Genomic DNA, 13,870 nt, shown 5'->3' with positions numbered 1-13,870 from the left:
GGACGACACAGAGTGCCAAATCCCGTGGCGGGTGCGGAAGCTGGGGCGGTGCGACACGCCCGGGTTTGGGCGGGCTGTCACGAGGGGGTGACGGCTGGTCACGGAAGCGGAAGGGGTCATGACCGGCGCCGGTGACCGGTGTCGTCGTACCGCATAGGCTGTCGTTGCCGCGATTCGCGCGGGCGACGCACTGTCGTGCGCGCGAAGGCGCGTGGTGACACGCGCGGGCGTGCGTGGTGACACGCGCTGGTGCGCGTGGTGAACACGCGTGGGTGACGGTCGAGACGGAAGTCGAGACGGACTAGACAGTCGATACGGTGCGTAGCGGGCGGTGGGAGCCGGTCGTTGCGGGTCGTACCAGAGTGCCGCAGGGGGCAACCGCCATGACGACAGGTCGGCTCGGGCAGAAGGCCGCGCCGCCGAACGCGGCCTATGCCGGGCAGGTCGTGCACTTCCCGGATCCGGTGCGGGCGGCGCGTCACCCGAGAGGGGTACGTGTGGACGAGCACGGTTACCCCGACTTCTCGCCCTACGCGCGTGCGGCCGCGGAGATCGCGGAGCCGCCGGAGGGTTTCGGCGTCGACGAGTTGCGGCTGACGGACTACGTCTCGGCGAACGCGGCGCTGTCGGCGACCGGTCACGACCTGTGGGACACGGTGCCTTCGGTGGCGACGCCGCACGGCTGGACCTGGCACCACGTGGTGGGCTCGCGCCGGCTCGAACTGATCCCGGTCGACGTGAAGGCGCTGCTGCGGCACCACGGCGGGATCGCGACGGCGGGCGTCGACCAGAACAAGCGGGGCACGCGGCCGTTGCAGGAGACGCGGCCGGCGCACTTCGGGCTGCCGAAGTCGGGGGTCGCGGTGACGGAGGGCCAGGTGCAGGGGGTCGAGGAGGACCTCGGCTACCGGCTGCCGGGCGCCTACCGGACCTTCTTGAAGGCCGCGGGTGGAAGTGCGCCCGTGGGTACGGCGCTCGACGCCGAACTGGGCCTCCTCGTCGACCAGCCCTTCTTCACGGTCCGGGACGAGGCGGCGGTCAACGACCTCGTCTACGTCAACAAGTGCCTGCGCGACCATCTGACCAAGGACTACCTCGGTGTCGGTTTCGTCCAGGGCGGTCTGCTCGCGGTGAAGGTGAAGGGCGAGCGGCTCGGTTCGGTGTGGTTCTGCGCTTACGACGACGCGCGGGACGTGGACCCTTCGTGGGCGCCTGCGGAGCGGGTGGAACGGCTCCTGGTGCCGTGCGGTGAGGACTTCGACGCGTTTCTGTCCCGACTCGCGGGTTCTCCGCCGGAGTTGGAGACCGTGGCGAACCTGATGGTGGACGGCGGTTTCGCACACGCGGTTCCGGTGTCCTCGGCTTCGGCTTCTTCGGCGTCGTCGGTGGGGGAGTGAGCTGGACGATGGTGACTTTCGCGCAGGCGCAGGAGCGCGCCGAAGAGTGGATCAACGGTGAGGTGCCCTCTTACCAGCACCGCGAGGTGCGGGTACGGGAGTTCGAGCTCGGGTTCGTGGTGTGGGCGGAGGACCGCTCGGACGGGCCGCGTTCGGACGGCGGCGCGCAGCGGCTGGTGATCGCCCGGGACAGCGGCGAGGCCACGCTGTGGCCCTCGCTGCCGGTGGGCGAGGTGATCCGCCGCTACGAGGAGGAGTACGGCCGCCCGGACACCGACCCCGACCCGGCACCGGCGTCCGCGGCTCCGGTCCGGGTGGACCTGAACCAGACGTCCTTCCTGCTGACTCCTCCGGAGTGGTTGCAGGAGGCGGCGGACAAGTTGGGGATTACGGATCGGCGGGGTGGGGACGGGGGTGGCGGGGCCGGGGCTGGAGCTGGATCTGGAGCTGAGGGTGCCTCGGGTGTCGGATCCGCGTCTGGTGCCGGGGTCGGTGCTGGAGCGGGTGCGGGCGTTGGTGCCGGGGCTTGGTCCGGTGCTTCGGGGGGTGAGCTTCCTGAGACGCAGGCCGGGGTGCCGAGTGGGGGTGGTGCGGGTTCCGGTTCCTCGAACTCGGCCGCCGGGTCCGGTGGTTCGGCTGCTTCGATGCCGGGCGTGCCTGAAGGGGCGACGCCTTGGGCCGGGACCGACACCAACGCCGATGCCGGCGAGGACCGTTCCGTGCCGCTGCCGGCGACGGTGTTCGCGCCGCCGCTGAACGAGTCGGAGGACACGCCGCCGGACGCGCAGACCGAGTTGATGTCCGGGGGGAGCCAACTTCCGCGTACGGCGGTGGAGTCGGCGCTGGACGAGCCGGGGGCGCCGGGGGCACGTGGCGTGCCCGGGGCGCAGGGTGTCGGCGGGGCGCCGGGTGTGAGTGGTGTGGCGGGTGTGAGTGGTGCGCCGGGGGCGCAGGGTGCGGGTGGCGCGGTGGGTGGTGTGCTGGGGGCGCCTGTGGGATCAGGTGCGCCGGGTGGTGCGCCGCTGCCGCCTCCGCCGGGGCCTGGTGGGTCGGCGTACGGGTATCCGCAGGGCGTGGATGGTGTGCCGGGGGCGCCTGTCGGTGGCAGTGCGCCGCCGCCTCCGCCGGGGCCCGGTGGGTCGGCCTATGGGTATCCGCAGGGTGCGGGTGGTGCTGTGGGCCGGGTACGCCCCCTCCGGGCGGGGCCACGCCTCCGCCGCCTCCCCCTCCTCCGTACGCGCGTCAGCAGGAGCCGGGTGTCTCCGGGCCGGGTATGCCTCCGCCGCCTGTGCCGCCTGCGCCCTCATATGGGTATCCGCAGGGGCCGGGCGGGGTGCCGGGTGCGCCGCAGCCGCCGGCCGCTCCGGGGGCGCCGAGCGTGCCCGGTGCGCCGAACGCCGGTGACATCGCCGACGCCGCGACCAGCAAGGCCGGGCCTCCGCCGCGCCGGGGTGGGACGACGCCGCCTCCGCCGGGTGCGCCTGGGGCTCCGGGTGCGCGGGCCGGGGGTACGCCTCCGTCCGCGCCGCCTGCCGGGCCGGGGGCGGGCGGGTACGTTCCGACGCAGCTGGTGTCGGCGCTCGGTCCCGAGGGGCCGGAGGGCACCGGCGGGCTGCACGCCCCGGGCGCACCGCAGCCGCCCGGCGCGCCGAACCCCCCGGGCGCCCCCAACCCGCCCGGTGCGCCGAACGCCCCCGGCGGTACACCTCCCGACGTCCATCACGCCGCCACGATGTTCGCCGACCCCGGTCGGATGGGCCCGGGCGGGGGCGCACCTCAGCCTCCGGGCGCCCCTGGTATTCCGGGCGCGCCCGGCGCGCAGGGTGCCTCGGGCGCCCCTGGTGCGCAGAACGCGCCCGGCGCCCCCGGCATCCCGAGCGCCCCTGGCATGCCTGGCGCCCCGGGCGCATCCATGCCTCCGGGTCCCCCTGGCGTACCTGGCGCCCCCGGCGCACCGGGTATTCCGAGCGCCCCGGGTATGCCGGGGGCGCCCGGCGCGTCCCAACCTCCGGGCGCCCCGGGCGGATTGGGTGCGCCTGGCGGATTCCAGCCTCCAGGCGCTCCTGGCATGCCGGGTGCCCCCGGCACACCGCAGCCGCCTGGCGCCCCGGGTGCACTGGGCGCGCCTGGCGCCCCTCTTCCTCCAGGTGCCCCTGGCGCCCTCCAGCCTCCGGGTGCCCCCGGCATGCCAGGAGCCCCCGGTGCCCCCGGCGCACCCGGCGCTCCTGGCGCTCCTGGCGCCCCCCAAGGCGCCGTTCACCACGCCGAGACCGTGCTGGCCGCACCCCCGGTAGGACCCCCGGTCGGCGCCCCTGGCGCACCCCCGATGGGTCCCCCCGGCATGCCCTCGCCTCCACCGGCCCCCGGCGCACTCGGCACCCCGGGCGCCCTTGGCGTGACGCCGGGCGCCCCCCAGCCGCCGATGCCCCCGGCTCCCGGCGGGATGGCTCAGGCTCCCGGTGCCATGCCCCCACCCGTCGGCGCGATGCCGCCGTCCCCCGGCCCCACGCAGCAGCCGGCTTACGGTTACCCGCCGCCCCCGCAGGGGCAGCCCACCGTGGGGCCCGGTTATCAGGCCGTGCTGCGGTATCGGGCGCAGGACGGGTCCGAGCAGCAGCTGATCCGGCGTTCGGCGCCGGGGACGCCGCATCCGGAGTGGCAGATCTTCCATGAGCTGCGGGGCATGAACGTGCCGCCGGACCAGGTGCTGGAGCTGCACACCGAGTTGGAGTCGTGCGAGCTACCGGGTGCGTACTGTGCGCGGATGATCCGGGAGCAGTGGCCGCAGGCGCGGATCACGAGCATCGCGCCGTACGGTACGGATCACGCGAGCCGGCAGCAGGGGATGCAGCAACTGCTGGTGCACCAGGGCGAGTTGCACCAGGTCGCGGACGGGCCCGCGCGCCCGGCGCCGGTGCGGGCGCCGTTGCCGCCGGTGCAGGCCGCGCCGCCGATTCCGCCGGAGGCGATCGCGCAGGAGATGGCGGGCGCGTTCGGCCCGGGCGTCTTCCGGTTCGAGCAGGCGGCCGTGTCCCGGCAGGGCGTGCCGCCGGTCGTGGCGCAGTCGCTGGTGGTCGCGGGGCTGCCGCTGGACATGGGCCCGTTCTTCTGGGCGCAGTCCCAGCCGGGGCGGCCGGTGCCGACCCTTGCCGAACTGGCGCAGGAACGTGGCGTTCAGCCGTCCTCGGACGCGGGCTCCTATCTCGTCATGGGCAGCGACTTCGGCCGGGCGATCTGCGTGCAGTACGGCACGGCGAACATCGTCGCCGTGCCGGTGGAGGCCGGGCCCGGCGGGGCGTCGGTTCCGCCGCAGTTCGTGAACACGGGACTGCCCGAGTTCCAGCGCTGCCTCGCGCTGCTCGGCCGGATGTGGCGGCTCCGCTTCGGCCTGAACCAGGAACAGGCGGGCCGCTGGACCGTCGACTTCCAGGCCCAGCTGGCCTCCCTCGACCCGGCGGCGCTCGGCTCGCCGGAGAGCTGGTGGTCGGTGCTGCTGGAGCAGATGTGGGACGGGTTGCTGTGACGCCGTCCCGTTGACACCCCACCTAGTTACCTCGGGCCGGGCCCGGTCACTGCGACCGGGCCCGGCCTTGTTTCGTTTGGCCACGGCCACGGCCACGGCCACGGCAGTGAGCCGGAAGCCGCCCGGACCATCCCCGCGATCACGTTCCCAAGTCGTTCCGCCGTCAACGCCGACCGTGACCCCTGCGCGGAGTGTCGCGTTATGAACACTTACGCCTCATACGTCAACATGTGGCGCGAAATCATCATTTCGTGTTCGTTCGGCGGAGAGGGGTTCCAGGATGAGCGGCACAGCGGTCTCGCCCCACGGCTTCGGGGCCGTACGGGGGCGCGGTTACCGGCCCGAACAGGTCGACGTCTTCGCCGCCGGGCTCTCCCGTGACCGGGACGCGGCGTGGGAGCGGGCCGCGCGGCTCACCGTGCTCGCCCGGGAGATGGAGGAGGAGGCCGCGCGGTTGCGCGAGACGGTCGCGGGGCTCGCGCCGCAGTCGTACGAGACCCTCGGGGGGCGTGCGCGCCATCTCTTCGCGCTGGTTCAGGAGGAGGCGGCGGCCGTGCGGGAGGGCGCGCGGGAGGAGGCGCAGCGACTCGTGGAGGCGGCGCAGGCGCGGGCGGACGGCGTGCGCGGTGCCGCACAGGCGCACGCCGACACCGTGCGCGCCGAAGCCGACGAACGCGCCCGCCAGCGGCTGCTCGCCGCGAGTGCCGAGGCCGACGAGATGCGTATCGGGGCCCGGCGGGACGTGAAGGAGGGGCGCGGGGAGGCGCTCTCCGCGCTGCGGGAGGTACGGCAGCGGACCTCCGGGATGCTCGCCGAGCAGGCCAAGGAGTTTGCCGAGCGGTGGGCCGAGGCGGAGCGGGCGGACGCCGAGCGGGTGGCTCTGGTGGATGCGCGGGAGGCTGAGCGGGTGGCTCGGGCCGAGGCGGCGTTGTCCGAGGCCAAGCGGGCGTTCGGGGAGTCGGAGGAGTCCGCTCGGCGGTGTCAGGAGGAGGCGCGGGGGCGGGCCGAGGAGATTGTTGTCGGCGCGCGGGCGCGGGCGGAGGGGATCGCCCGGGAGACGGAGCGGGTGCTTCGGGAGCATGGGGAGCGGTGGGACGACGTACAGGCTCAGATGGATTACGTACGGAGCAGCCTTACGGCGTTGACGGGGTCGGCGTCCGGGGAGTGACGCGGGGAGTGCGGCGGGGCTGGGGGCGCCCGGCGCCGACTGCGCGCCCCTGACTGCGGCCGGGCGCGGGCGGGCGCGGGCGGGCGCGGGCGGGCGGGCGACTGCCACATGCCCGGTCACCCACGCCCCCGGTCACCCACGCCCCCGGTCACCCACGCCCCCGGTCACCCACCCACCCGGTCGTCCACACCCCGTCACCCACCCACCCGGTCACCCACACACCCCGTCACCCGCCCCTCCGCACCGCCCCCGCCAGAATCCACCCCTCCACCGCCTCGTACTGATGCCGCTGTTCCTCCGACACCCGCCGTCCCGAAACCACCGTCCCCAGCCACCCGAACAGGAAGCCCAGCGGGATCGACACCAGGCCTGTCGTCGTGAACGGGAACCAGTTGAAGTCGGCTTCGGGGAAGGCCGCGGTCGGGGAGCCGGAGATCAGGTTCGTTCCCGGCATCAGGAGGAGGACCGTTACGGTGCCGCCGATCAGGGTGCAGAGCAGGCCCGTTCGGGTGTAGCGGCGCCAGAAGAGGCTGTAGATGAGGGCGGGGGCTATGGCTGACGCGCCCAGGCAGAAGGACAGGGTCACCAGGGGTTGCAGGCTGCGGTGTTGGACCAGCGTGGCCAGGAGGATCGCGGGGGCTCCCACCGCCAGGGCCGAGACCCGGGCCAGCGTCATCTCCCGCCGCGCCGACATCTCCCGTGCGCGCGCCGCGAACACGTCGTGGGCCAGGGAGTTGGCGCAGGCGAGGATCATGCCCGCGACCGAGGCGAGCAGGGTGAGGAAGATCGCCGTGGTCACCGTGGTGAAGAGGAAGGTTTCTCCGGCCGAGATGTCGGGGCCGAACGCAGCCCGCGAGCCCAGCAGGTACGCCGTGTTGCCCTGCGGGTCCGCCTGGGCGATCACCGCGCGGCCGATCAGGGCCGTCGCGCCGAAGCCGACGACCGTCATGATGACGACGAAGACGCCGACCGAGGACACCGCCCAGGACATCGACCGGCGGACCTGGCGGGCGCTGGACGCGGTGTACATGCGCATGGTGACGTGCGGGAGGCAGGCGCCGCCGATGACGACCGTCAGTTCCGAAGCGATCATGTCCAGGCGGGGGTTGGGGCTGCCCGCGAACTCCACGCCCGAGTGGAGGAAGGCGGAGCCGACCCCGCTCTGCGCGGCGGCCGCGTGGAAGAGCGCGCCCGGGTCCCAGTCGAAGCGACGCAGGATCAGTGCGGCGACCACCGCGCCCGACCCGAGCAGCATCACCATCTTCAGGATCTGGATGAGGGCCGTGCCCTTCATGCCGCCGATCGCCGCGTAACTGATCATCAGCGCGCCGAGGCCGATGATGCAGCCGGTTTTGAGGGAGTCGCCGGAGAAGCCCAGGATGAACGCCAACAGCTGTCCCGTACCGGCCAGTTGGACCAGCATCAGCGGCAGCAGCGCGGCGATGGTGACCGCGCACGCCGTCATCCGCACCCCGCGCCCCGGCATCCGCCGCGCGAGCGCGTCGCCCATGGTGAACCGGCCCGCGTTCCGCAGGGGTTCGGCCAGCAGGAACATCAGCAGCATCAGGGAGAGGGTCGTGCTCAGGGCGAGCACGATCCCGTCGTAACCGCAGAGCGCGATGATGCCGCCCGTGCCCAGCACGCTCGCCGCCGAGATGTAGTCGCCGGCGATCGCGAGGCCGTTGCGCATCGCGGAGAGGGAGCCGTAGCCCGTGTAGAACTCGTCGAGGTCGTCGCGGTCCGGGCCGGTCATCACGCACAGCAGCAGCGTGATCGTGGCGATCGCGGAGAAGGCGACGAGGGACATGGCCTGCGCGTTGCCGCTGAAGCCGTTCGTCATCGGGTCGCCTCCCGCTTGGCGTCGAGCTCGGACTCGCGGCGGATGCGGTCGGCGATCGGGTCGACGTAACGGCGCGCGGTGTGCTCGTACAGGACGATCGCCAGCCAGGTCACCGGGATCTGGAGGACGGCGAGCAGCAGGCCGATGGGCAGGCCGTCGGCGACCGTGCTCGTCATGAACCCCGGCGCGAAGGCCGACAGGAGGAGGAAGAGGGTGAAGTAGCCGAGCGCGGTGAGTGATGCGGTGCGCCGCTGCCAGCGGTAGGCGCCGCGCAGGATCCGCAGGTCGCTGTGGTGGCCGAGCGGTGGGCGCGGTGGCCGGCGGCGGGGGGCCGGTTCGGGCGGGTCGAGGGGAGGCTGCCACGGGTACGTCATGTCGTACGCGGGCGCCGGGGTCTGCTGCGGGTACTGCTGTGGAGATCGGTACGGGTACGACGGGGACGAGTCGTAGGACATCCCGGTACTCCTTGCGTGGCTCGGGTCCTGGCGGGGACCGCAGGGAGGTGGGGGGCGTGCGGAGCCACGCACGTTACTCGTCGGTCACCAGGTGCGCGAGCTTTTCACCAAACTGGTCGGTCGGTATGCGCTTACTTCGCTGACCTGGGGTGTTACCCCCGTTAACTCAGACTTTTGACCGCCTACTTGAGGCGTGGGAAGCGCCCGTCACTCCTCCGTGAGCACCGGGAACCTGCGCGGCGCCAGTACCAGCAGCACCAGGAACGCCAGCGCCGCCGCGCACGCCGCGCCCAGGTACACCGCGTGTACCGCGTCCGCGATCGCCCGCCGCGTCGCCTCCGGGACGGCCCCCGTGTCCAGCCCCCGCGTCACCGAGTCCAGGTCGCTCGCGCCGCCCAGACGGGAGGCCAGCACCCCGTTGGCGACCGCGCCGAAGACCGACGCCCCGATCGTCTGGCCGGCCTGGCGGCAGAACAGCACCGACGCCGTCGTCGTGCCGCGCTCCGCCCAGCCCACCGACGACTGCACCCCGATGAGCAGCGGGAGTTGGAACAGTCCCAGCACCGCGCCCAGCGCCAGCATCAGCAGCATCGGCTGCCACCAGGATCCGGGATACGGCAGGAACGGGAACGCCAGCAGGACCAGCGCGCCCGCCCCGATGCCGATCAGCGCGGTGTCGCGGAAGCCGATGCGCCGGTACACGTGCTGGCTGAGCGCCGCCGAGGACGACCAGGTCAGCGTCCACACGCACAGCACCAGACCGGCGGCCGCGGGGCCGAGCCCGAGCACCGACTGCGCGTACGTCGGCAGGAACACCGACGGCGCCACCATCAGCAGCCCCAGCGCGCCGAGCGCCAGGTTGACGGCCGCGATCGTCCGGCGGCGCCACACCCAGCCCGGGATGATCGGATCGGCCGCCCGGCGCTCCATCCACACCACGAGCGCCACCAGCGCGAGCCCGTTGGTGAACAGCGCGCACGACGGCGCGGACAACCACGGCCACGCCACCCCGCCCTGCACGAGCGCCGTCAGCAGCACGCCCCCGCACGCGAAGATCGCCAGCGCGCCCGCCCAGTCCACGCGCGAGGGCGTGCGCGGCGCGCGCTCCGGCTCGTGCAGATGACGCACTATCAGCCAGAGCGCCGCCGCGCCGATCGGCAGGTTGACGAGGAAGATCCACCGCCAGTCGGCATACCCGGCCAGCACCCCGCCGAGCCCCGGCCCGGCCACCGCCGACACCGCCCACACCGTGGACAACTTGGCCTGGATCTTGGGCCGTTCCTTGAGCGGATAGAGGTCGGCGGCCAGCGTCTGCACCGTCCCCTGCAGCGCCCCGCCGCCCAGACCCTGCACGATCCGGAACGCGATCAGCGCCCCCATGTTCCATGCGGCGGCGCACAGCAGCGAGCCCGCCAGGAAGACGACGGCGCCCGCGACGAGCACCGGCTTGCGACCGAAGGTGTCGGACAGCTTGCCGTACACCGGGAGCGTCACGGTCACCGCGAGCAGGTAGCCGGAGAACAGCCAGGAGAAGACGGAGAAGCCGCCGAGGTCGCCGACGATCTGCGGTACGGCGGTGGAGACGATGGTGGCGTCCAGCGCGGCCAGCGCCATCGCGAGCATGAGGGCGGCGACGACGGCACCGCGCCTGCGGGTGCCCTGCGTGCGCCCGTCGGCGACCGACGCCTGTATCTCCGTATCCCCCTGGTCCACAGGATTCCTTCCCCTTGCATCTATCTGCCGCCGAACACTCTCCCACTTGACCCTCACGTCGCGGCAGGGTGAAAGCTGACTGGACCGATGGGTGGACAGAACCCCTAGATCGGCTCCACCCGGCGGTGGAGGGCCCCTAGGGGTTCCTCCGTACCAAGGCCCGGGGCGGGTTCGTACCGCCGGAGGAGGAGACGGGCAGGGGGCCGTCCTTAACCTGGCTTTACGCCGCCGGGGGGTGGTTCACCGAACCGGCGGGGGTGGGGTTTTCCCCCGTAGAAGAGGGTGCCGAGCACCAGCGCGCCGGACCCCTTCGCGGCACCAGACTCAATCGACGTACCAATTCGAGCGACTCACTTATTGACCGACATAGGAGAAATGCCATGACATCGGCCGTGACCATTCCCAGGCACGGGGGCACTGGAGGGCGTACGGCCGTTGCCGCGCGGGCGCGGCAGGTCGTCAAGGCGTACGGGTCCGGTGAAACCCGCGTCGTCGCCCTCGACCACGTCGACGTGGACATCGCCCGCGGACAGTTCACCGCGATCATGGGCCCCTCGGGGTCCGGCAAGTCCACCCTGATGCACTGCCTCGCCGGCCTCGACAACGTGAGCAGCGGGCAGATCTACCTGGACGAGACCGAGATCACCGGCCTGAAGGACAAGAAGCTCACGCAACTGCGCCGGGACCGGATCGGGTTCATCTTCCAGGCCTTCAACCTGCTGCCGACGCTGAACGCGATAGAGAACATCACGCTGCCCATGGACATCGCCGGCCGTAAGCCGGACAAGCAGTGGCTGGCGCGGGTCGTCGACACCGTCGGACTGAGCGACCGGCTCAAGCACCGGCCGACCCAGCTCTCCGGCGGCCAGCAGCAGCGCGTCGCGGTGGCCCGCGCCCTGGCCGCCCGCCCCGAGATCATCTTCGGCGACGAGCCGACCGGAAACCTCGACTCCCGTGCGGGAGCAGAGGTGTTGGGCTTCTTGCGCAGGTCGGTCGACGAGCTCGGCCAGACCATCGTCATGGTCACCCACGACCCGGTCGCCGCCTCGTACGCGGACCGCGTCCTGTACCTCGCGGACGGCCGGATCGTCGACGAGATGCACAAGCCGACCGCGGACGCCGTCCTGGACCGCATGAAGGACTTCGACGCCCGGGGGCGTACGTCATGACCGTCCTGAAGACCTCGATGCGCAACTTCTTCGCGCACAAGGGGCGCATGGCGCTCTCGGCGATAGCCGTGCTCCTGTCGGTGGCGTTCGTCTGCGGGACGCTCGTCTTCACCGACACCATGAACACCACCTTCGACAAGCTGTTCGCGGCCACCTCCTCGGATGTCACGGTCAGCGCCAAGAGCGCCACGGACACCGGCGAGACCACCTCCGACAACGGCAAGCCGCCGGTCATGCCGGCCTCCGTGGTCGCCAAGGTCCGCGCGGCCCAGGGCGTGAAGTCGGCGGAGGGGACCGTCTTCTCGACCTCCGTGACCGTCGTCGACGCCAAGAAGGACAGCCTCTCCCCGTCCAGCGGCGCCCCGACCATCGTCGGCAGCTGGAACGGCAACGACGCCCGCACCATGAAGATCACCTCCGGTACGGCGCCCAGGGGTCCCGACCAGGTGATGGTGGACGCCGACACCGTCGACAAGCACCACCTCAAGCTCGGTGACGAGCTCGCGGTGATCAGCGCGGTCGGCACGCACAAGGCACGGATCTCCGGCATCGCCGACTTCCAGGTCACCAACCCCGGCGCGGCGATCTTCTACCTCGACACGAAGACGGCCCAGCAGACGCTGGTCGGCGAGACCGGCGTGTTCACCAACGTCAACGTCACGGCCGCCTCCGGCGTGACCGACCCCCAGCTGAAGAAGAACGTCATCGCCTCCACCGGCGGCGCCTACAAGGTGCAGACGGCCAAGGAGACCGCCGACGCCAACCAGAAGGACGTCGAGTCCTTCATGAGCGTCATGAAGTACGCGATGCTCGGCTTCGCCGGGATCGCCTTCCTGGTCGGCATCTTCCTGATCATCAACACCTTCTCGATGCTGGTCGCCCAGCGGACGAGGGAGATCGGGCTCATGCGGGCCATCGGTTCCTCCCGCAAGCAGGTCAACCGGTCGGTGCTGGTCGAGGCGCTGCTGCTCGGTGTCTTCGGCTCGGTGCTCGGTGTGGGTGCCGGGGTCGGCCTCGCGGTCGGCCTGATGAAGCTCATGAGCTCCATGGGCATGCACCTCTCCACCGCCGACCTGACCGTCGCCTGGACCACCCCGGTCGTCGGGCTCCTCCTCGGTGTCGTCGTCACCGTCCTCGCCGCCTACCTGCCCGCCCGCCGGGCCGGCAAGGTCTCCCCGATGGCCGCGCTGTCGGCCGTCGGCGCCCCGGCCGACGCGAAGGCGGGCCGCATCCGGGCCCTGATCGGCGTGGTGCTGACCGGCGCCGGCGGCTACTGCCTCTACCTGGCCGCGAACGTCAGCAAGGCCGCCGACGGTTCGCTCTGGCTGGGCCTGGGCGTCGTCCTCTCCCTCATCGGGTTCGTCGTCATCGGCCCGCTGCTCGCGGCCGGTGTGGTGCGCGTCCTGGGCGCCGTACTGCTGCGGATGTTCGGCCCGGTCGGCCGCATGGCCGAGCGCAACGCACTGCGCAACCCGCGCCGCACCGGCGCCACGGGCGCCGCCCTGATGATCGGCCTCGCGCTGGTCGCCTGCCTCTCGGTGGTCGGCTCCTCCATGGTCGCCTCGGCGACGGACCAGCTCGACAAGACCGTCGGCACGGACTTCATCATCCAGTCCGACGGCGGGCAGATGATCACCCCGCAGGCCGTGCAGGCCGTGAAGTCGACGCCGGGCATGTCCCGGGTCACCGAGTACAAGACGACCGAGGCCGACTACACGACCCCTGACGGCAGGACGCTCAAGGACACCGACATCACGGCGGCCGACCCGACGTACGCGAAGGACCTCCGCGTCAAGACCGTCGCCGGTGACCTCAAGGACGCCTACCTGCCCGACTCGATGTCGGTGCACGAGAAGTTCGCCAAGGCGCACGACGTCCACCTGGGCTCGAAGATCAGGATCGCGTTCAAGGACGGCGCCACCGCGAACCTCACGGTCCGGGCCATCACCAGCAACGACGGCCTGATCGACGCCGGCTCGAAGTACATCTCCATCGCCACGCTCGCGAAGTACGTGCCGGCCGACAGGATGCCCCTCGACCAGCTGGTCTTCGCCACGGCGAAGGACGGGCAGCAGGCGGCCGCGTACAAGTCGCTCAAGTCCGCGCTGCACGACTACCCGCAGTACAAGGTGCGCGACCAGACCGACTACAAGCAGGCGTTGAAGGACCAGATCGGCCAACTGCTGAACATGATCTACGGCCTGCTGGGACTGGCGATCGTGGTCGCGATCCTGGGTGTGGTCAACACCCTGGCCCTCTCGGTGGTCGAGCGGACCCGCGAGATCGGCCTGATGCGGGCCATCGGCCTCTCCCGCCGCCAGCTGCGCCGCATGATCCGCATGGAGTCGGTCGTCATCGCCCTCTTCGGCGCCCTGCTGGGCCTCGGCCTGGGCATGGGCTGGGGCGCGACCGCCCAGAAGCTGCTCGCCCTGGAGGGCCTGAAGGTCCTGGAGATCCCGTGGGGCACGATCACCGCGGTGTTCGTCGGGTCGGCGTTCGTGGGGTTGTTCGCGGCACTGATCCCGGCGTTCCGGGCGGGGCGGATGAACGTGCTGAACGCGATCGCCACCGAGTAGGGACGGGGGACACGGGGGGTAAGGCCACC

At 72.1% G+C, this 13,870-nt stretch carries 8 protein-coding genes; 5 read left to right on the top strand and 3 right to left on the bottom strand.

Features of this window, described 5'->3' with window-relative positions:
* The first annotated feature begins 383 nt into the window (after positions 1-383).
* The 3 genes from ACQEWB_RS20255 to ACQEWB_RS20245 all read left to right on the top strand — a co-directional run bounded on the left by ACQEWB_RS20255 (position 384) and on the right by ACQEWB_RS20245 (position 6,088).
* Complete coding sequence (locus ACQEWB_RS20255; protein WP_432832929.1) at positions 384-1,397, top strand: SMI1/KNR4 family protein; 1,014 nt, start codon at positions 384-386, stop codon at positions 1,395-1,397.
* Between the two features lie 1,273 nt (positions 1,398-2,670).
* Complete coding sequence (locus ACQEWB_RS20250; protein WP_432832927.1) at positions 2,671-4,920, top strand: SUKH-4 family immunity protein; 2,250 nt, start codon at positions 2,671-2,673, stop codon at positions 4,918-4,920.
* 280 nt (positions 4,921-5,200) lie between these two features.
* Positions 5,201-6,088 (top strand): cellulose-binding protein, encoded by an 888-nt coding sequence (locus ACQEWB_RS20245; RefSeq protein WP_432832925.1) that lies wholly within the window; start codon positions 5,201-5,203, stop codon positions 6,086-6,088.
* 226 nt (positions 6,089-6,314) lie between these two features.
* On the opposite strand, the gene ACQEWB_RS20240 is transcribed toward ACQEWB_RS20245, so the two are convergent.
* The 3 genes from ACQEWB_RS20240 to ACQEWB_RS20230 form a co-directional block, all read right to left on the bottom strand.
* Entirely contained in the window at positions 6,315-7,928 is a 1,614-nt protein-coding gene (locus ACQEWB_RS20240) for a cation acetate symporter (protein WP_432832923.1), read from the bottom strand.
* The gene (locus ACQEWB_RS20235; protein WP_432832920.1) at positions 7,925-8,383 is read right to left on the bottom strand and encodes a DUF485 domain-containing protein; all 459 of its coding nucleotides are present in this window, start codon (positions 8,381-8,383) and stop codon (positions 7,925-7,927) included. The genes ACQEWB_RS20240 and ACQEWB_RS20235 overlap by 4 nt, the downstream gene beginning before the upstream one ends.
* A 207-nt stretch (positions 8,384-8,590) precedes the next feature.
* On the bottom strand, positions 8,591-10,096 hold the full coding sequence (locus ACQEWB_RS20230; protein ID WP_432832918.1) for an MFS transporter: 1,506 nt from the start codon (positions 10,094-10,096) through the stop codon (positions 8,591-8,593).
* Between the two features lie 380 nt (positions 10,097-10,476).
* Between ACQEWB_RS20230 and ACQEWB_RS20225 the strand changes: the two genes are divergently transcribed.
* Together ACQEWB_RS20225 and ACQEWB_RS20220 are read left to right on the top strand one after the other, a co-directional pair.
* Complete coding sequence (locus ACQEWB_RS20225; RefSeq protein ID WP_432832916.1) at positions 10,477-11,265, top strand: ABC transporter ATP-binding protein; 789 nt, start codon at positions 10,477-10,479, stop codon at positions 11,263-11,265.
* Complete coding sequence (locus ACQEWB_RS20220) at positions 11,262-13,841, top strand: ABC transporter permease (RefSeq protein ID WP_432832914.1); 2,580 nt, start codon at positions 11,262-11,264, stop codon at positions 13,839-13,841. Before ACQEWB_RS20225 ends, ACQEWB_RS20220 begins: the two co-directional genes overlap by 4 nt.
* Positions 13,842-13,870: the final 29 nt, after the last annotated feature.

It is taken from the genome of Streptomyces sp. CA-249302, from assembly GCF_050936785.1.
GTDB lineage: Bacteria > Actinomycetota > Actinomycetes > Streptomycetales > Streptomycetaceae > Streptomyces.
Note: the sequence above shows the minus strand (reverse complement) of the source record. Positions and strands in the feature narration are given on the sequence as shown.

Bases quoted from the DNA above. Each gene is read 5' to 3' on its own strand.
- ACQEWB_RS20255 (WP_432832929.1), top strand. From the start codon at position 384: ATGACGACAGGTCGGCTCGGGCAGAAGGCCGCGCCGCCGAACGCGGCC.
- ACQEWB_RS20250 (WP_432832927.1), top strand. From the start codon at position 2,671: ATGCCTCCGCCGCCTGTGCCGCCTGCGCCCTCATATGGGTATCCGCAG.
- ACQEWB_RS20245 (WP_432832925.1), top strand. From the start codon at position 5,201: ATGAGCGGCACAGCGGTCTCGCCCCACGGCTTCGGGGCCGTACGGGGG.
- ACQEWB_RS20240 (WP_432832923.1), bottom strand. From the start codon at position 7,928: ATGACGAACGGCTTCAGCGGCAACGCGCAGGCCATGTCCCTCGTCGCC.
- ACQEWB_RS20235 (WP_432832920.1), bottom strand. From the start codon at position 8,383: ATGTCCTACGACTCGTCCCCGTCGTACCCGTACCGATCTCCACAGCAG.
- ACQEWB_RS20225 (WP_432832916.1), top strand. From the start codon at position 10,477: ATGACATCGGCCGTGACCATTCCCAGGCACGGGGGCACTGGAGGGCGT.
- ACQEWB_RS20220 (WP_432832914.1), top strand. From the start codon at position 11,262: ATGACCGTCCTGAAGACCTCGATGCGCAACTTCTTCGCGCACAAGGGG.